Consider the following 17,189-nt stretch of genomic DNA (forward strand, 5'->3'; position numbering starts at 1 on the left):
CCCGGTAGCTCGTCAGGCTCATAACCTGAAGGCCGCAGGTTCAAATCCTGCCCCCGCAACCAAAACTTATATGACTATCAAGACTTTAATCGGCCTCCTTCGGGAGGCCGAAGTCGTTTTTATCCCTAGCACAACGCTAGGGCAGATTCTGTGGTCGATGAATCGATTGTGAAGGGACAGGGCGAGCGGAAGCTGATTCAACATCCACTGCGAAAGAGGTGGATGATGGGACGAGCACTGAGCGATGATCTTCGACTACGCGTGTTAAAAGCGTCTGCGGCGGGCATGTCTGCGCGCCAGTCGGCGGCGCGGTTCGGGGTTGGGATTTCGATGGTGACCTTGCCCCCAAGTTTTATCCAGTTTTGAGTTTGCTCCAGCGGTTTTGGGTTGCTGTATTCGGGGCGGTAGCGGCGGGTGGCGGTGCGGAGCCATTTCGGCTGCGCAGCACCGCATCACGTCGCGGGTTGATGGTCTTGGGCGAACTCGGCGGGTGTCAGCTAGCCGAGGCCAGAGTGTGGGCGGTGATCGTTTGTAATCGCTGCGCCAGTTTGAAAGCCCTGATCGAGCATGGGGCAGTGACGAGAGAGCGTTTCATTCAGAAACTCGTCTCGCAGCCGCCCGTTGAAGCTTTCGATGAAGGCGTTCCGGATCGGCTTGCCAGGCGCGATGTAGTGCCATGCCACTTTGGTCCGATCCGTCCATTGCAGGATTGCGTTGCTGGTGAACTCGCTGCCATTATTGCTGACGATCATCTTCGGCTTGCCTCGTCCCTCGATGATCCGGTCCAACTCACGGGCAACCCGCAGGCCGGAAAGAGGCGTATCGGCGACGAGGCCCAGGCATTCCCTAGTGCAATCGTCGACGACGGTCAGCACCCGGAACCTGCGACCATCGGTGAGTTGATCCGACACGAAGTCCAGTGACCAGCGATCATTGGCGGCAAGCGGGACCAGCATCGGTGCTCGTATGCCTATCGCTCGTTTCCGACCGCCGCGCTTGCGCACCGTCAGCTTCTCTTCCCGATAGAGCCGGAAGAGACGCTTGTGGTTCACAAGGTGACCCTCACGCCTGAGCAGCACATGAAGGCGTCGATATCCAAAGCGGCGACGTTCATGCGCCAGCGCCTTCATCTGCTCGCGAAGGTCATTGTCATCGCTGCGCCTGGTTTCGCAACGGATCGTCATCCGGCAAAAGCCGATGGTTTTACACGCCCGCCGTTCGCTCATCTGGTGGTGGATCATCAGATGAGTGACAGCGTTCCGCCTTGCTGCGGGCGTCACCATTCTTTCCCAAAAGGTCTTTCAAAGCCGCATTGCCGAGCATCGCATCTGCAAGGAGCCGTTTCAGCTTCGTGTTCTCGTCTTCCAGCGTCTTCAGACGCTTGGCTTCGGATACGTCCATGCCGCCGAATTTGGCCTTCCATTTATAGATGCTGGCATCGCTGACGCCGTGCTTGCGGCAAAGCTCCGAGACCCGCGTGCCAGCCTCGTGCTCCTTCAGAATGCCGATGATCTGTTCGTCTGTGAAACGATTGCGCTTCATTCCCTGGTCCTCTCAATGGGCCAGAGCTTACTTCAAAATGGATTATTTCAACGGGGCAAGGTCAGCCGACCTTAATGTTGAGTTTCGAACGACGAGCTCTCCCCGGAGAGTGACCGTCTTTAAATCCGAGTGCCCCTTGATCATACTCAGAATTGCATCAATCATTTCGTCGCGCGGTTGCTCATAGGTGGTAATGCCATATCCGAACGAACCGGATAGCTCGTAGTTGTCGAAGCCCACTATCGCAATGTCTTCAGGCACTTGAAGGTGGAACCGCGCCCGGATTTCATCCATGGCGCCCATCGCCAGAATGTCGTTTTCGCACATCAGGACATCGATGCGATCGTCAGGAGACGCCTCACTCAAGTACTTCCTCACCGAGGCGGCGCCAGCGTCCAGGCTGTATTTTTCCGCGCTCATGTGGACAATGTCCTGGATACCTTTTTCCGCCCAAAACTCCGTGAAATAGTAGCTTCTTTTTAAAGCTGTAGACAAAGCCGTAGCACCACTCATGAAGCCTGGGCGCCTATATCCCCTCGCATGAAGGTGGTCTACGATTTCCTTGAGGGCCAGTTCCGCGTCGCAGACAACAGCGGGAACGCCGTCGATCTGACTGTCGCGTGCAAGCACGAACATAGGCGGCATGCCTTGCCCCTGCTGCAGGTCTGTCAGAGTTTCGTCACGAAACGCTGTACCAAAGAGAATGATGGCATCGACCTGACGCTGGTCCGCGTGGAGAAGGGCGTTTACATGGTCAAAGTGACTGTTGATATTGATCAGCATCACCACCAGGCCGGCCGCCTGGAGCTTCTCGGTGAGCGCCTCAAGGAAGGGGAGTTTTTGCGGGTTGGAAAAGTCATCCACGAAGACGGCGATCTGTCCCGTCGAGTTGGTTGCGAGGCTTCGTGCAAGGAGGTTCGGCGTATAGTTTAAAGCTGCGGCAGTCTCCAGTACCTTCCGCTTGCTTTCGTCAGTAATAGAGGCGCCCGGTGTGAAAGCGCGGATTACGGTCCACTTCGAGACTCCTGCCGCATCCGCTACCTGTTTTGCCGTTGCTCTCTTCCGCATGAACTCTCCGGGAATGGAACATAAATTCCATTTTTCTGATACAGTGAAATGAATGCTTGCTTTTAACGCATTCTGACATAACATGCACCTGCTTGCACCCGGTAGCAAACAAATTTGCACCCGGTAGCATTCGAATTTGTCATCCAGAGGAGTGGGTGACATTGAGGAGGAAAAAATGAAATCCATTTGGAAGAATGTCGCTTCTGCGGCTATTGCTGTGTCACTGGCTGCAGCGGGGTCGATAGGCGTCAGAGCCGATGAACAGCCCAGCATCATTGCTGTCACTCATGGGCAAGCGTCCGACCCCTTCTGGTCGATCGTGAAAAACGGTATGATGCAGGCCGGCAAGGACATCAATGCCAAGGTTGACTATCGTGCACCTGAGACCTTCGACATGGTCGCGATGGCTCAGCTCATTGAAGCTGCAGTCAATCAGAACCCGGCGGGTATTGTAATTTCCAATCCCGATCCGGATGCGCTGGGCCCGGCGATTGCCAAGGCTATTGCGGCCGGTATCCCCGTCATTTCCATGAACTCCGGCATTGCCGCAACGGAAAAGCTGGGCATCAGGCTCCATGTTGGCCAGGACGAACTTACCGCAGGCGTGAAGGTCGGCGAAAAACTGAAGTCGCTCGGCAAGAAACACGTCCTTTGCGTAAACCAGGAGGTCGGAAATGCCGCTCTTGACCAGCGTTGCGCGGGGACGGCGAAGGGCTTCGAAGGTGGAAAGGTTACGGTCCTGCCGACGACAGCCGATCCGGCGGAAATTGAATCGAAGATTCAGGCTGCTTTAACCTCAGATCCTTCCGTCGATGTCGTACTTGGCCTGTCGGCACCCCTCGTTGGTGAGCGGGCGGTCGCTGTTGTCGAGAAGATGGGCAATGGTGACAAGGTCAAGGTCGCTTCTTTCGATCTTTCGGCGAATTTCCTGAAGGCTGTTTCGGAAGGCAAGGCACTGTTTGCCGTGGACCAGCAACCCTACCTTCAGGGGTATCTGCCAGTCACATTCCTCGCGCTGAATGCCAAGTATGGCACTATTCCTGCTGGAAACGTCGCCTCGGGTCCGAGCTTCGTCGAGAAGGATGCGGCAGCCTCGGTGATTGAGAAATCCTCCCAGGGTATCCGCTGAGCGGGACCCATCTAGCAGCTCTCGCACCTCCGGCGGGAGCTGCCCTCATCGCCTGGCATCCGATCCGCGTGACGCGTGAACGGCAACCGATGGCGCACGTAGAAAACTTACATCTGAGGTATGCCCATGACGCTGGCCAACGAACAGAACGGGTCACCGACTCGATCCGACGAGCGCCTGAAAAAGGTTTCGACTTTGACCGCGCTCGCGCGACGTCCGGAACTCGGCGCCGTCGCAGGATTGGTGCTCGTTACGATATTCTTCATGCTCACCGCAAACCCAGCCATGTTCACACTTGCCGGTATTGTAAACTTCATGGCGCCAGCAGCCCAGCTCGGAATTCTTGCGGTTGGTGCGGCACTTCTAATGATCGGCGGCGAGTTCGATCTGTCCATCGGCTCGATGGTCGCATTCGCGGGGCTGGTTTTCGGCACGGCCCTTGTCGTCCTTAATCTCCCGCTCAGTGTCGCGATCCTGATCGCGCTTGCTTTTGCCGTGGTCATAGGTGTCACCAATGCCCAGCTCACCATGCGCACCGGGCTTCCATCGTTCATAGTGACGCTTGCGTTTCTCTTCATTCTTCGCGGCTTAACGCTCGTCGGCCTGAAGTGGGCGAGCGGCGGTTCAACCCAGCTTCGCGGGATGAGAGAGGCTGTTGCGGACAGTCCCCTTGCGCCGCTGTTTTCAGGCGATGCCTTCCCGGGTCTCTTCACATGGCTTGGCAATGCAGGAATTATCGAGACCTTCCCGAACGGAACGCCGAAAGTCCCGGGTATTCCGGTGGAAATCCTCTGGTTTGTGCTCATTGCACTCGTCGCGACATGGGTTCTGCTTCGCACACGATTTGGAAACTGGATTTTTGCATCGGGCGGTGACCCGAAGGCTGCCCGCAAGTCGGGTGTTCCTGTCGCCCGTGTAAAGACCACCCTATTTATCGTAACCGCGATGTGCGCCACTCTTGTCGCCATTCTAACTGTCCTCGACGCCGGTTCGACTGATGCCCGACGCGGCTTTCAGAAAGAATTCGAAGCAATTATCGCGGCCGTTATCGGCGGATGCCTTCTCACCGGCGGCTACGGTTCGGCGATCGGCGCATTTTTCGGTTCGATCGTCTTTGGTATGGTTTTGATCGGCCTCACCTACACGTCAATCGACCAGGATTGGTACCTCGTCTTCCTCGGCGGGATGCTGCTGACCGCCGTTATTTTCAACAACATCATTCGTAAGCGTGTGACGGGAGAACGCTGATGAGCACGACCCAGACACCACTCGTCGAGGTCAAGAACCTCGTCAAGCACTTCGGCTCGATTATCGCACTTAACGGCGTTTCGCTGAGTGTCCACGCAGGAGAGGTTCTGTGCCTTCTCGGAGATAACGGAGCCGGCAAATCAACCCTGATCAATACTCTTTCCGGCGTTCACAGACCGACATCCGGCGACTTCCTCGTCGAGGGGAAACAACATCTCTTTACCGGTCCAAGAGATGCGCTCGATGCGGGGATCGCGACCGTTTACCAGGATCTGGCGATGATCCCGCTGATGTCTGTCACAAGAAACTTCTTCATGGGTCGCGAGCCATTGAAGGGCTTCGGTCCGTTCAAATACATGGACATGGAATTCGCGGATCGCGTTACCAGCGAAGAAATGAAGAGAATCGGCATCGATGTTCGTGAACCCGGACAGGCCGTCGGCACGCTCTCCGGTGGCGAACGTCAATGCGTGGCGATCGCACGCGCCGTGTATTTCGGCGCAAAAGTCCTCATTCTTGACGAACCGACATCTGCACTCGGTGTTGCGCAAACCTCGATGGTCCTGAAGTACATCGATCAGGTTCGTAGCAAAGGTCTGGGCGTCATTTTCATTACCCATAACGTCAGACACGCTTTTGCCGTCGGCAACCGTTTCACAGCTCTGAACAGGGGAAAGACGCTGGGGACATTTGCCAAGCATGAAATCGACCTCGATGGCCTGCAGAATCTGATGGCCGGCGGCAAGGAACTACAGTCGATCTCCGCGGAGCTGGGCGGCACCATTTGAAGACACTTGGAAACATCAATTTTGGCTCGGCGCATTCGCCGGGCCTCGGGACAGCCATATCCAAAATCCAGGAAACCACCCCAAATGAGCAATGCGAATATTAGCCCGTTTCCGTTAGCGGCCTGCGCGGAGATGCTGTGGCGGGACAAGCCGATCGAATGGCGCGCCTCCCGATTGAAGGAGCAGGGATTTGGCGTCGGCCTCTGGAATTGGCAAGAGCACGACATCAGCAAGCTCGAAGCCACCGGTGCAACCTTCACAATTATGAACGGTTACCTGACAGGCTGCCTCACCGATGATGAGGGCGCAGCCGAACTTTTGAGAACCGCACGCGAAACGGCTCATATCGGCAAACGTCTTGGCGTTCAGCGCCTCAATCTTCACGGCACAGGCCTCGGGGATCGTGGACTGCCGGTTCAGCCTGTCGAGGTCGTCACGGGAACCATGTGGCTGAAGGCTCAGGAGACGCTATGCCGTATCGTTGACCTCGCGGAAGAAGAAAATGTGGTTTTCACACTGGAGAACCTGAACCTTCCCGTCGATCACCCCGGCGTGCCGTTCGGGCGCGCCGAAGACACGTTGGCGCTCGTGTCCAGCATCGATCACCCGCGTCTGCGTTTGAACCTTGACCTCTACCACGCGCAGATCGGTGAGGGGAACCTGATCGAACTTTGCCGCAGGAGCCTGTCGTGGATCGGTGAGATTCAGGTGGCTGACGTACCCGGCCGATTTGAGCCGGGCACCGGCGAGGTGAATTGGAAGGGGATCGCAAAAGCCCTGAGCGATATGGGCTACTCCGGCCCGATCGGGATGGAAGCTTGGGCATCCGGAGATGCCGACGCCGCGCTCGCTGCCTTCCGCGAAGCCTTCACTCTCTGATTTCAAAAACAGGACTAAAAATCATGACCAAGGTCAAAACAGTCAACGTCGGACTTATCGGGGCAGGGCGCATCGGTTCATTCCATGGGGAGAGTGTCGCAAAAAGGCTCGTAGACGCGGAGCTTGTGGCCGTCGCTGATCCCGCTCCCGGGGCCGCCGCAAAACTTGCAGACGCGCTGGGCGCCGACGCTTCTTATACCGACGTCGCAGAAATGCTTTCTCACCCCGGTCTGGATGCGGTCATCATTGCCACACCTGCACGCTTTCACACCAATATCCTTGTGCAGGCGGCGGAGGCCGGTAAAGCGATCTTCTGCGAAAAACCGATGGCACTCACGCTTGAAGATGCGGACCGCGGTATTGCAGCCGCCAAGGCCGCAGGCGTTCCCCTGCAGGTCGGTTTTAATCGCCGTTGGGACCAGGCATTTTTTGAAGGCCGCGAAGCGATCGATGCCGGAAAGGTCGGCGCGGTTCAGCTCATCCGGTCACTGACGCGCGATCCCGGTCCGTTCGGCGGTGATCCTGACAGGATTCCGTTGTGGACGATCTTCTATGAAACCCTTATACACGACTTCGACACATTGCTTTGGTTGAACCCCGGCGCAAAGCCTGTCGAAGTGTTTGCAATGGCAGATGTATTGGTTCGCCCGGATGCACGCGACAAGGGCTTCCTAGACACGGCGGTCGTCAATATCCGCTTTGACAACGGGTCTATTGCGGTTGCGGAAGCAAACTTCTCTGCAATGTACGGCTACGATATTCGCGGCGAAGTATTCGGCTCCGGCGGAATGGTCACGATGGGCGACGTACGACGTTCGAGCATGACGCTGTTCGACGCGACTGGCGTATCCAACGACACATGGCGGCGCGACACGGACCACTTCGTCCAAGCCTACACGGCGCAGCTTGCTTCTTTCGTTGAGGCGGCTCGTCGCGGTGTTGTTCAGAATGCACCCACGGGAGCTGATGCTCGCAACGCTCTGGCGATCGCCCTTGCTGCCATTGAATCCGTGTCGAGAAAACAGCCGGTTCCTGTGAGTTGAAGGCCTAGCTGACAGGGGCGCTGTCGGCCTCTGTCAGCACATATATGTTGGAAAAGTTCGTGACCAGAAGCCTGTTGGTGAGGCTAGGAGGATCATCATGGAAGCGAAAGCAGAAGTTCAGAAGCCAAAAACGGGCTTGTCGCAATCATTTCTGCACGTCGCAATTACCCTCTGACCGCCGCTGCTTTCACGCTTTGTTAACCTTTTGAAGTCCGAAGAGGCGCGCAAGGAGATCATTCTGGTCGTTTACGGTCCAGCCGCCTGAAAAACCGAAGCCCTTCCTCAGCCACAGCATCGCCTCGAAACCCGCGATCGTTCGCCGCGCCGTGTTGAATGACTGGAAGCCACCAATCTTCGGCATGTTCTTCTTCACGCGGAAATGGTCGCTCTCGATGCCTTGCTGCAGGTGTTTGGTGACGTAGTGCACGGGATCCGGATGCAGAAGCCCATCGTCAACCGACGTTTTAATCGCCGATGGAAACGTATTGGCGCCATCCGTGCCGATCCTGCCGGGCGACAATAACGGATCATCTTTCAGCATTTTGCGGAAGAAACGCTTGGCGGCATCGAGGTCGCGCTTGGCTGTCAGCAGGAAATCAACGGGATTTCCTGCTTTGTCGATGGCGCGATACAGGTATCGCCATTTGCCGCGGACCTTCACATAAGTCTCGTCGATCCGCACCGATCCACAATGTGGTCGGCGAAACCGGCGAAGCCGCTTCTCGATAATGGGCGCATAAACCAGAACCCACCGATTGATCGTGCTGTGATCGACCTCGAAGCCACGCTTACGGAACATCTCGTCCGGATCCCGATAACTGAGCGGGTATCGCAAATACCACGTAACCGCCTGCACGATCACCCACGCCTCGAAATGCCTTCCCTTGAAATCGTCCTTTGATTGGCGCTTTAGCTTTTCGGCAATGGCATTCAGAATCATTGGCTTGCTCCGCAACTTTTGGAGCGCGAATTTCTCTTCCGATGGTCAACTTTCCGTTAAGCTAGAAAATTTGCGACAAGCCCGGAGCGGCCATCCCGTAGTCTAGGCGCGCATATTGGGCGTAGGCGCCGCCACCGACAATGCCCATGACACGGTCTCCGACTGCAAATCCGCTCACCCCGTCCCCCATGGCGATGACCTGACCAGCGACTTCAAGCCCGAGAATAGTGCTGTCGCCGTAGCTTTGTGAGCCATAGACACCTTCACGAGAAGGAAAGTGCTACAAATGCCTGCAGATGATAACGAACTGAATGGTCGAAACGGTTTTGCGTCTTAGGCAAAGATGAGGGACCGACGGTTCGCAGAACATCTCGCTGTTTACGTCGATGTCGTCCGCACCGGAAGCTTCTCGGCTGCGTCTCGGCGCCGGGCCGTCACGCCCTCGGCTGTCGTTCGACAGATCGATGCGCTGGAGAAGGACCTCGGAGTTCCTCTCCTCGTTCGCTCGACACGGGCGCTGTCTTTGACGGACGCGGGCCGTCACCTGTTTGAGCGCGTCCAGCGCCTGCTTGACGATCTGGCCGACACCCATGCCGAGGTTGCTGCTTTCGATGGTGCGGTCAGCGGCACGTTGCGGATCGCCTGCTTCCCGACGTTCGGAAAACGCTACGTCATCCCCGTTCTGACATCTCTCGCGCGGGAATATCCGAGCCTGCATGTCGAACTGGATCTGACCGAGCGGCTGGCCGACCCGGTCGCAGAGCGGCTCGATCTGGTGGTGACGATGGGGGATCTCCAGGATAGCACGTTGATCGCAACCAGGCTGGCGCCTCTTGATCGCATCATCGTGGCGAGCCCTGCCTATCTTGAGCAATATGGGGTGCCGGAAAGTGCAGATGCGCTTCGCCAACATCGTGTCCTCGATAAGCTCCACGGTAACGATCTTCTCGGTTGGTCTAATATTCTTGGCACGCCAACAGGGGAGGCTTGCGAGCGCGTCGTATTCCGGTCCGACGATTTTGAAGCGATGAACGGGGCTGCGATCGCCGGGATGGGGGTGGCGTTCCTGCCGAGCTGGGTCTCGGGGCCTTCCGTCCAGGCGGGTGATCTTGTCCGCCTACCGCTATCGGGCGAAGGTTGGAATGAAAGGCCTTCCGGGATCTATCTTCTTCGTGCGCTCCAGGTGCCATCTGCGAAGATCAGAGCATTCACCGAGGCGCTCAAAAATCACATCGGGACTCCGCCGCGTTGGAGTTGAGGCTCCCCGCAACAGGAAATCATTAAACGGCAGATGAGCAGGCAGCTGATAGCTGCCGTCGTTCGGTTCCCTTCAAGGCGAGGAGCAGAACGATGATCTCCCACTCCGCCATCCATAATCGTGTCTTCTTGAGTTTCATCCCATACGTTTCTGGTTCCCGCTGAACATGCCGCCGCGAAACACCTCGGCTTCCGGGTTGAGCGCGAACAGGACGACATCGGAATCGGTTTTTGCTATGGGCTTGTCATCAACCCGACGCGCGAACGCGCTTTCGCCGCTAACGATCGTGACGTCGCCGAAATCTATCGCCCCGTCGAAGACATAGAGCAGAAAAGCTGTCCCGGGATCGGCCGCGGCGGGGAGGCCCAGCTGCGTGCCCTTCTTGATGTGGGCATCGAACACCCGGACATTGGATCGCACAATAAGCGGCGCCTCCGTTGGCTCGGCAATCAATCGCCACTCGTTTTCACTGCTCGCGTCAACGAAATCATGAAACTGCACCATCGGCTCAAGATCGGGAGCGTTGGGCCGCAGGAAGATTTGCAGCGCTCGAACCGGGCTGTTTCCGAGCATCAGCTCTTCGTGCTGGAAGGTGTGGCCGGCATTCATCATCATGAAATGCGTCTTGTCGAGCTTCTTCTCGTTTCCGACCGTATCGCGATGGAGCATCTCGCCGCTGCGGATGTAGGTCAGGATCTCATCGTCCTTGTGCGGGTGCATGCCGATGAGGTGACCGGGTTGCACCTGGGCGCGATCGATCCTGCCGATCGGACCGATCCCGCTATCATCGCCCGTTAGGGAGAAACCCGGATACAGGATTTCGACGCCGAAGCCTTGGACGATGTTCCCGCGCATCCGGCCTGCGGAAATCTTGGTGATGGTCATTGGAATTTCCTTCCATTTCGGGCGCGGGCGATTGTTGCCCGCGCCGATGAACACGATATCGTTCCGACATCAGTGATAGTTCAGGATGCCGACCAGCTTCTGACCGAGCGGGCTCGTCCAGTCGACGGCAAGTTCGGAGATGATCTGATCGACAGTGGTGATGATGGCTCCGGCCTTTTCCATGCGACGGAGAGCAAGGTCGTCGCCGTACTTGGTGTAGGAGGCGGAAGCATCCGCCGAGACCTGAACCTCGTAGCCTTCGTCGAGCATCTGCAAGACCGGGAAGGTGACGCAGATTTCTGTCGTGACGCCTGCAACGAACAACTTCTTGCGGCCGGTCGCCTTGACCGCCTGGTTGAAGCCGTCGTGGTGCATGGCGTTGACGATACCGGGGCGCTTGATACGGGCGTCAAAGGCTTCGGGCAGGATTTCCTTGAGTTCCGGAAGCAGCGGTCCCTGGATCTGGTCTTCCATGCTGGATGTCAGGATGGTCGGGATATTGGCGGCCTTGGCGATTCGGGCGAGTTTCAGCGCGTTTTGCTTGACCAGGTTGATATCGTGCGAGTGGGTCCAGGCCATCGTGCCGATCTGATGGTCGATCAGCAGCATGGCGGAATTTTCGGGGGGTGAAGACGTTATTATGCATTGTCGTGTTCCTTTTGCTTGTCGGCGGTGGGTGAAATTCGGTTTCGATCCGCTCGATGACTTGAATTTGGCGTTGCGATCGGTGGTGCGGTAGCTCTATGATTTGCCACTCTGTAGAACGAAAAATGGAACGCAAACATGATCAGCTTGGAGGACATGCAGACCTTCGTTGAGGTTGCCGACGGCGGAGGGATCACGGTCGCGGCCCGGCGTCTCGGACTGCCGAAATCGATCGTCAGCCGGCGGCTCGTCCGCCTCGAAAGCGAACTGGGCGTTCAGCTTTTAGCGCGCACGACCAGAGGCGCATCACTCACCGAAGCCGGTGTTTCCTTCCGCGAGCATGCGGCGCGCATGTGCCTGGAAATGGACGTGGCGCGCGAGGAAATGTTGCCGACCGGGGAGTTGCGGGGACGACTACGCGTGGCGGTTCCTTCGTCCTTCGGTCCCGGACACTTCGCGCCGGCGCTGGCCGAGCTTGCCCGCCGCCATCCGCTGATGCAGCTTCACGCGCACTACAGCGACCGGTACGTTGATCTGGTGGCAGAAGGGTTCGATTGCGGCATACGGGTCGGCTACCTTCAGGATTCAAATTTGACGGCGCGCAAGATCGGCGCCTTTGCGGCCGGATTGTTCGCCAATCCAGACTACCTGAGTGCCCGCGGCATCCCGAAAACGCCCTCGGACCTGCTCGAACACCAGGCCATCCTTCAAGGGACCGAAAGCTGGAGGGTGTCGGACGGCAGCCGCACGGTCGTCGTCAACGGGCAGGGAAGGTTCAAGGCGGACAGCGCCGTGGGCATCGCCGAAGGGACGGCGGCCGGGCTGGGTGTCGCGGCCCTTCCTGTCGTGATCGCGCAAAGCTACGTGACGGCGGGCGCGCTCGTGCCGATCATGACGGAATACAGCCTGCCGGAGATCGGCGTCTACATCGTGCGGCCGCCGGGATCGCATGTCTCGCGGAAGGTCAGGGTGCTGATCGATTTCTTTGTCGCGCGGTTCTCGGCGAGCGCCGCAGGGGATGCGTCCTAACCTCGTGCGGAGAGCCGACGCTCCTGAAACGCGACGCCCCAGTCGCGCATGGCCATGAGCACGGGCGCGAGCGTCTGCCCGAACGGTGTGAGCGAATACTCCACGCGCGGCGGGACTTCAGCGAAGACTTCGCGGGCGACAATCCCGTCAGCTTCAAGCTCCCGGAGCTGCATCGTCAATGATCGCTGGCTCGGATCGCCGACCAGGCGGCGCAGCTCGCCAAACCGGCGTGGCCCGTCCAGCAGCCGGTAAATGATCATGGGCTTCCACTTGCCGCCGGTGACATCGACGGTGGTCTCGACGGGACACTTCTGGCCAAGGCTCATCCTGGTCTCCAATGGTGTACTTTCTATCCCTATAGGCAGAACTGTTGCCTACTTGCAAGATTGCCTGTACCGCGCCTAATTGGAGCGAGTTGATTGGAGGTGTTGTCATGCGCGCTGCGTTTTACGAGAAACAAGGAGCTGCGAGAGAGGTGCTTGTTGTCGGTGACTTGCCCGACCCACAGCCGGGCGCCGGCGAGGTCAGGGTGAAGGTGGCTGCCTCGGGCATCAATCCTTCCGACATCAAGACGAGAACCGGATTCGGGGATAAGGCCATGCCATTCGCGCGGATCGTTCCACATCAGGACGGCGCGGGCGTGATCGACGCCGTCGGCCCCGGCGTCCCTGATACAAGAATCGGCGAGAGGGTCTGGATCTACATGGCGCAATGGGGCCGCGCGTTTGGGACAGCTGCGGAATTCGTTGTCGTGCCGTCCGCGCAGGCCGTCATGCTGGCCGACAACGTGTCCTTTGAGATCGGGGCCTCACTCGGCGTTCCTGCGATGACGGCGCATCGCTGCCTGTTCGCCGATGGTGACCTGCGCGGCAAGCGGGTTCTGGTGCAGGGTGGCGCTGGGGCGGTCGGCAACGCGGCGATCCTGCTTGCGAAATGGGCGGGGGCATGGGTGGCGGCGACGGTGAGCCGCGAGGAGCAGGCAGAGGTGGCGCGAGCGGCTGGGGCCGACCTTGTGCTCAACCGGCACGAGGAGAACGTCCCGCATGCCATACGATCGGCGACGGGCGGCCATGGTGTCGATCGTATCGTGGATGTCGATATCTCCGCCAATATCGAAGTGGCAATCTCCTGCCTCGCCCGCGACGGTGTCGTTTCGGCCTACTCGACGGAATCACCGGAGGCTAAGCTCACAATCCCGTTCTTCAAGGCGCTGCTTGGAGGCTTCTCGTTCCGTTTCGTCTATGTCTACACCATGCCGGAAGCGGCGATGCGTCAGGCGACTGAGGAGATTTCGGCCTGCGCCGCTTTGGGGACATACGTTCCGCAGATCGCGAAAACATATGCCCTCGACGCAGTGGCCGATGCCCACGAGTTTCAGGAGAGCGGCAAGGCTGTCGGAAAGGTCCTCCTCCAAATTCGGAATCCGTGACGCGGTCCGCTCAAACTCAGCTTATCAGGCGATAACGGCTTTCGGTTCTAAGAACGCCTCGAGGCCGAACACCCCATACTCGCGACCGATCCCCGACTGCTTGAACCCGCCAAAGGGAGCGAGCGGTTCATGCGGCGCGCCGTTGACGACCACCCGCCCGCTGTCCAGTCGATCCGCAAGCCGCTGCATATGAGCGGCGTCGGTGCCATGCAGATAGGCCTGGAGGCCGTAGGGGGTGTCGTTTGCGATAGACATGGCTTCGTCTTCGTCGCGGTAGGCGATGACCGACAGGACCGGCCCAAAAATCTCTTCGCGTGCGATCCTCATCTGATTGTCCACGCCGAAAAAGATCGTTGGCTTCGTAAACCAACCGCGATCCAGACCGGCGGGCCGCCCAGGGCCACCCGTCAGGAGACGGGCGCCTTCGCGCGTTCCCAGTTCGATGTAGGACTGGACGCGATCGTACTGCTTGCGGCTCACCATCGGCCCGATCATTGCGTCGGGATCGCTCGGGGCGCCGACCTTGAACGTCTCGATCTCCTGCTTCAGCCGGACCAGGACGTCATCGAGCCGAGGGCTCGGAACCAGAATGCGAGTGCCGGCGATGCAGGCCTGACCGCTGTTGATAAAGCCCATCCGCAGTACGGCAGGAATGACGACGTCAAGATCGGCATCGTCGAGAATGATGTTCGGCCCCTTGCCGCCAAGTTCCAACGTGACGCGCTTGAAGCTCTCGGCCGCGTTTCGCATGATTTCCCTACCAACGGCGGTTGAGCCCGTGAAGGTCACCTTTGTGATGTCTGGATGCCGGCTGAGTTCCGCACCGACGACATTGCCGAACCCGTTGACGATGTTGAATACACCCTTCGGCAGACCCGCTTCATGCAAACACGCCGTCAGGATCTGCGTCTGGATCGCGCTCATTTCGCTCGGCTTGATGACGATGGTCGAACCGGCGGCGATGGCGGTTGCGAGCTTTGAGGTGATGAAACCGATATTGCTGTTCCAGGGGGTGATAGCCGCAGCAACGCCAGACGGCTGCATGACCACGCGGGCGCGGCCCATTTGGCGCTCGAATTCATAGTCCTCCAGAACGGACGCCATGGTGAGGAAGCTCGAAGCGGCATGGGGAATAGCAAAACGCGTGAAGTTCTGCGGAGCGCCATATTCGAGCGCCATTGCTTCGGTGAGGTCAGAGACGCGCGCGGCGACTGCGGCGTTCAAGCGTTTCAGCATATCGATGCGCTCGGCCTTCGACGTGCGTGAGAACTCGGGGAAGGCGCGCTTTGCCGCCGCGACGGCTTCCCAGGCATCCTCGCCGCCGCCAAGCCTAACCGTGCCGATCTTCTCTTCCGTGGACGGATTGTGGAGATCGGCCATTTCGGTGCCCTTTGGCGTGACGAACTGACCGTCGATATAGATCTTGTCGATGTTGCGCATTTGAAACTCCTTCCGACTGCCAGGCCTATGTGGCATTTCAGGACTGTCCTGATAAGCTGGCCAAAATCGTTCAGCCTGATAGGAGATGACGGACAATGATGCGTGGCTCGCTCGCCGAACTCGAAGCAGTTCTCGCGGTGTCTTCCAGAGGCGGGTTTCGGGCCGCAGCGCGCGAGCTTGGGATCCCGTCGTCGTCGCTCAGCCAGCAAATAGCTACGCTGGAGGCGCGCATGGGCGTCAGACTGTTCAACCGTTCGACGCGCAGCGTGGTCCTTTCCGCCGCAGGCGAACAATTCGTGGCGAGCGTCGGTCCGGCGCTGGAGGCCATTCGCAACGCCGTCGAGCATGTCGACGAGCATCGTGCCGAAGCCACGGGTACTCTGCGCATCAACACGTCGGTGGGTGCGACCCGGATGATCCTGACGCCGCTGATCCTGGAATACATGCGAAGGAACCCGCAGATGGCGGTGGAGATTGTCACGGAGGGGGCACTCGTCGATGTCAATGCCAGGGGTTTCGACGCGGGGATAAGGATTCGGGAAGCCGTTCCGCCCGACATGGTCGTCGTTCCTATCGGCGACAGCGTCCGTCCGGCCATCGTCGGTTCGGTCGAATATTTCCGCCAGCATGGAAAGCCGCAGGTTCCGTCAGATCTTCAGAACCACGAGTGCATTCGGGCCAGAATGGCGAGCGGCACGCTCTATCGCTGGGAGTTCGAAAAGCGAGGAGAGAGCATCATGCTCGACGCTCCCGGCAAGCTCACGCTCGACGATAGCGACCTGATGCTCCGGGCGGCCCGGGAAGGAGCCGGACTTGCCTATCTGAATGAATGGCAGGTATCAGACGACGTCGCGGCTGGAAGGCTGGAGCAGGTTCTTGCCGACTGGACCCCGCCCTATCCGGGGCTCTGCCTTTATTATCCGGGAAGGCGGAATATCCCCGCCAAACTGCGGCGGTTCGTCGATCTCATCAGGGACGTTCGACACGGCAGCCACGTTGAGACCCAGCCTCAGGACTGAGGAATCTCTCGCCAACTCTGCGGTAACCAGTAGCTTTTAGCGGGCCCATCCATCGAGCTCACCACGCGGATCGGTTCCAAGCACTGTTGCACACAGCGTAACGGTGCACTGTCAAAGATGAGTATTCAGCCCGCTGATCGCCCGTTGCATCCTTTGCGCATGGATCGGGAAAGGACCCGGTCTTCAATCAGGAGCGATCACATGAAACTTTATCACCATCCGCTGTCAGGCCACGCGCACCGTGCCCGGCTTTTCCTCTCGCTGATCGGGCTCCCCCACGAGCTGGTCGAGGTCGATCTGAAGGCTGGCGCCCACAAGCACCCCGACTTCCTGAAGATGAATCCTTTCGGGCAAGTACCGGTGCTGGCGGATGGCGATGTCTTCATTTCCGACTCCAACGCGATCCTGGTCTACCTCGCCAAGAAGGCAGGCCGGACGGAATGGCTTCCGGAAGACGCAAAAGGGGCGGCTGAGGTTCAGCGCTGGCTTTCGGTTGCGGCAGGCGAGATCGCCTACGGACCGGCCGCTGCCCGTCTGGTGACGGTCTTCGGCGCCAAGTTCAATCCGGAAGAGGTCATTGGCCGTGCACACACCATCCTTGGCCGGATCGAGAGCCAGCTGCAAGGGCGGGAATGGCTTGTGGGCAATCACCCGACGATTGCCGATGTCGCTATCTACAGCTACGTCGCGCGCGCTCCGGAGGGCAATGTCGATCTGAGCGCCTATCCGTCCGTGAATGCTCTCTTGCGTCGGGTCGAACAACTTCCGGGCTTCGTCGACTTCGTCAAGACGCCGGTCGGCCTTGCCGCCTGACCCTCGACAGGGTGTGCGATACGTCGCGCGCCCT

15 protein-coding genes and 4 pseudogenes are annotated in these 17,189 nt (G+C 58.7%); 11 read left to right on the top strand and 8 right to left on the bottom strand.

Translation table 11 applies throughout. The annotated features are described in order from the left end of the window. Positions 1-225 precede the first annotated feature (225 nt). A pseudogene (locus BS627_RS24255) lies at positions 226-330 on the top strand (IS630 family transposase); the annotation flags it as partial. Positions 331-497: 167 nt separating this feature from the next. Here the strand turns inward: BS627_RS24255 and BS627_RS18370 are convergent. Continuing rightward, positions 498-1,542, bottom strand: a pseudogene (locus tag BS627_RS18370) (IS3 family transposase). Between the two features lie 42 nt (positions 1,543-1,584). Continuing rightward, a complete protein-coding gene (locus BS627_RS18375; protein WP_077984631.1) occupies positions 1,585-2,610 on the bottom strand; it encodes a LacI family DNA-binding transcriptional regulator in 1,026 nt (341 codons plus the stop codon). A gap of 175 nt (positions 2,611-2,785) precedes the next feature. Between BS627_RS18375 and BS627_RS18380 the strand changes: the two genes are divergently transcribed. The 5 genes from BS627_RS18380 to BS627_RS18400 all read left to right on the top strand — a co-directional run bounded on the left by BS627_RS18380 (position 2,786) and on the right by BS627_RS18400 (position 7,697). Beyond that, positions 2,786-3,739: a sugar ABC transporter substrate-binding protein gene (locus BS627_RS18380; protein ID WP_077984828.1), complete on the top strand. Its 954-nt coding sequence runs from the start codon at positions 2,786-2,788 to the stop codon at positions 3,737-3,739. 126 nt (positions 3,740-3,865) lie between these two features. After that, entirely contained in the window at positions 3,866-4,987 is a 1,122-nt protein-coding gene (locus tag BS627_RS18385) for an ABC transporter permease (protein WP_077984632.1), read from the top strand. Beyond that, the gene (locus tag BS627_RS18390) at positions 4,987-5,775 is read left to right on the top strand and encodes an ATP-binding cassette domain-containing protein (RefSeq protein WP_044460120.1); all 789 of its coding nucleotides are present in this window, start codon (positions 4,987-4,989) and stop codon (positions 5,773-5,775) included. The genes BS627_RS18385 and BS627_RS18390 overlap by 1 nt, the downstream gene beginning before the upstream one ends. An 84-nt stretch (positions 5,776-5,859) precedes the next feature. Then, positions 5,860-6,654 carry a TIM barrel protein gene (locus tag BS627_RS18395; protein WP_077984633.1) on the top strand — a complete coding sequence of 265 codons (795 nt, stop codon included), beginning with the start codon at positions 5,860-5,862 and terminating at the stop codon, positions 6,652-6,654. Between the two features lie 23 nt (positions 6,655-6,677). Beyond that, on the top strand, positions 6,678-7,697 hold the full coding sequence (locus BS627_RS18400) for a Gfo/Idh/MocA family oxidoreductase (RefSeq protein ID WP_077984634.1): 1,020 nt from the start codon (positions 6,678-6,680) through the stop codon (positions 7,695-7,697). 187 nt (positions 7,698-7,884) lie between these two features. Here the strand turns inward: BS627_RS18400 and BS627_RS18405 are convergent, their stop codons facing one another. After that, complete coding sequence (locus tag BS627_RS18405) at positions 7,885-8,637, bottom strand: IS6 family transposase (RefSeq protein ID WP_077984635.1); 753 nt, start codon at positions 8,635-8,637, stop codon at positions 7,885-7,887. A 61-nt stretch (positions 8,638-8,698) separates the two neighbouring features. Beyond that, positions 8,699-8,869: pseudogene (locus BS627_RS24260) on the bottom strand (alcohol dehydrogenase catalytic domain-containing protein); the annotation flags it as partial. Positions 8,870-8,980: 111 nt separating this feature from the next. Here BS627_RS24260 and BS627_RS18415 point away from each other — a divergent pair. After that, on the top strand, positions 8,981-9,895 hold the full coding sequence (locus BS627_RS18415) for a LysR family transcriptional regulator (RefSeq protein ID WP_077984636.1): 915 nt from the start codon (positions 8,981-8,983) through the stop codon (positions 9,893-9,895). Between the two features lie 135 nt (positions 9,896-10,030). Here the strand turns inward: BS627_RS18415 and BS627_RS18420 are convergent, their stop codons facing one another. Continuing rightward, complete coding sequence (locus BS627_RS18420) at positions 10,031-10,780, bottom strand: pirin family protein (RefSeq protein ID WP_077984829.1); 750 nt, start codon at positions 10,778-10,780, stop codon at positions 10,031-10,033. Positions 10,781-10,849: 69 nt separating this feature from the next. Beyond that, positions 10,850-11,426: pseudogene (locus BS627_RS18425) on the bottom strand (isochorismatase family protein). A 137-nt stretch (positions 11,427-11,563) separates the two neighbouring features. On the opposite strand from BS627_RS18425, the gene BS627_RS18430 reads away from it, so the two are divergent. After that, a complete protein-coding gene (locus BS627_RS18430; protein ID WP_077984638.1) occupies positions 11,564-12,454 on the top strand; it encodes a LysR family transcriptional regulator in 891 nt (296 codons plus the stop codon). Here the strand turns inward: BS627_RS18430 and BS627_RS18435 are convergent. Beyond that, the gene (locus BS627_RS18435) at positions 12,451-12,780 is read right to left on the bottom strand and encodes a winged helix-turn-helix transcriptional regulator (RefSeq protein ID WP_077984639.1); all 330 of its coding nucleotides are present in this window, start codon (positions 12,778-12,780) and stop codon (positions 12,451-12,453) included. The two genes, BS627_RS18430 and BS627_RS18435, sit on opposite strands and share 4 nt — an antisense overlap. Before the next feature lie 107 nt (positions 12,781-12,887). On the opposite strand from BS627_RS18435, the gene BS627_RS18440 reads away from it, so the two are divergent. Continuing rightward, on the top strand, positions 12,888-13,883 hold the full coding sequence (locus tag BS627_RS18440; RefSeq protein ID WP_077984640.1) for an NADPH:quinone reductase: 996 nt from the start codon (positions 12,888-12,890) through the stop codon (positions 13,881-13,883). A gap of 24 nt (positions 13,884-13,907) precedes the next feature. Here BS627_RS18440 and BS627_RS18445 read toward each other — a convergent pair whose 3' ends face one another. Beyond that, a complete protein-coding gene (locus tag BS627_RS18445; RefSeq protein ID WP_077984641.1) occupies positions 13,908-15,323 on the bottom strand; it encodes an aldehyde dehydrogenase family protein in 1,416 nt (471 codons plus the stop codon). Between the two features lie 98 nt (positions 15,324-15,421). Here BS627_RS18445 and BS627_RS18450 point away from each other — a divergent pair, with 98 nt between their 5' ends. Further along, positions 15,422-16,342 carry a LysR family transcriptional regulator gene (locus BS627_RS18450; protein ID WP_245307190.1) on the top strand — a complete coding sequence of 307 codons (921 nt, stop codon included), beginning with the start codon at positions 15,422-15,424 and terminating at the stop codon, positions 16,340-16,342. Positions 16,343-16,543: 201 nt separating this feature from the next. Beyond that, positions 16,544-17,155: a glutathione S-transferase family protein gene (locus tag BS627_RS18455; protein WP_077984643.1), complete on the top strand. Its 612-nt coding sequence runs from the start codon at positions 16,544-16,546 to the stop codon at positions 17,153-17,155. The last annotated feature ends 34 nt before the right edge of the window (positions 17,156-17,189 follow it).

This window comes from Agrobacterium salinitolerans, assembly GCF_002008225.1.
Classification (GTDB): domain Bacteria; phylum Pseudomonadota; class Alphaproteobacteria; order Rhizobiales; family Rhizobiaceae; genus Agrobacterium; species Agrobacterium salinitolerans.

What these genes read in the sequence shown, in the direction of transcription:
- BS627_RS18375 (WP_077984631.1), bottom strand. Translation starts at nt 2,610, where the DNA reads ATGCGGAAGAGAGCAACGGCAAAACAGGTAGCGGATGCGGCAGGAGTC.
- BS627_RS18380 (WP_077984828.1), top strand. Translation starts at nt 2,786, where the DNA reads ATGAAATCCATTTGGAAGAATGTCGCTTCTGCGGCTATTGCTGTGTCA.
- BS627_RS18385 (WP_077984632.1), top strand. Translation starts at nt 3,866, where the DNA reads ATGACGCTGGCCAACGAACAGAACGGGTCACCGACTCGATCCGACGAG.
- BS627_RS18390 (WP_044460120.1), top strand. Translation starts at nt 4,987, where the DNA reads ATGAGCACGACCCAGACACCACTCGTCGAGGTCAAGAACCTCGTCAAG.
- BS627_RS18395 (WP_077984633.1), top strand. Translation starts at nt 5,860, where the DNA reads ATGAGCAATGCGAATATTAGCCCGTTTCCGTTAGCGGCCTGCGCGGAG.
- BS627_RS18400 (WP_077984634.1), top strand. Translation starts at nt 6,678, where the DNA reads ATGACCAAGGTCAAAACAGTCAACGTCGGACTTATCGGGGCAGGGCGC.
- BS627_RS18405 (WP_077984635.1), bottom strand. Translation starts at nt 8,637, where the DNA reads ATGATTCTGAATGCCATTGCCGAAAAGCTAAAGCGCCAATCAAAGGAC.
- BS627_RS18415 (WP_077984636.1), top strand. Translation starts at nt 8,981, where the DNA reads ATGAGGGACCGACGGTTCGCAGAACATCTCGCTGTTTACGTCGATGTC.
- BS627_RS18420 (WP_077984829.1), bottom strand. Translation starts at nt 10,780, where the DNA reads ATGACCATCACCAAGATTTCCGCAGGCCGGATGCGCGGGAACATCGTC.
- BS627_RS18430 (WP_077984638.1), top strand. Translation starts at nt 11,564, where the DNA reads ATGATCAGCTTGGAGGACATGCAGACCTTCGTTGAGGTTGCCGACGGC.
- BS627_RS18435 (WP_077984639.1), bottom strand. Translation starts at nt 12,780, where the DNA reads ATGAGCCTTGGCCAGAAGTGTCCCGTCGAGACCACCGTCGATGTCACC.
- BS627_RS18440 (WP_077984640.1), top strand. Translation starts at nt 12,888, where the DNA reads ATGCGCGCTGCGTTTTACGAGAAACAAGGAGCTGCGAGAGAGGTGCTT.
- BS627_RS18445 (WP_077984641.1), bottom strand. Translation starts at nt 15,323, where the DNA reads ATGCGCAACATCGACAAGATCTATATCGACGGTCAGTTCGTCACGCCA.
- BS627_RS18450 (WP_245307190.1), top strand. Translation starts at nt 15,422, where the DNA reads ATGCGTGGCTCGCTCGCCGAACTCGAAGCAGTTCTCGCGGTGTCTTCC.
- BS627_RS18455 (WP_077984643.1), top strand. Translation starts at nt 16,544, where the DNA reads ATGAAACTTTATCACCATCCGCTGTCAGGCCACGCGCACCGTGCCCGG.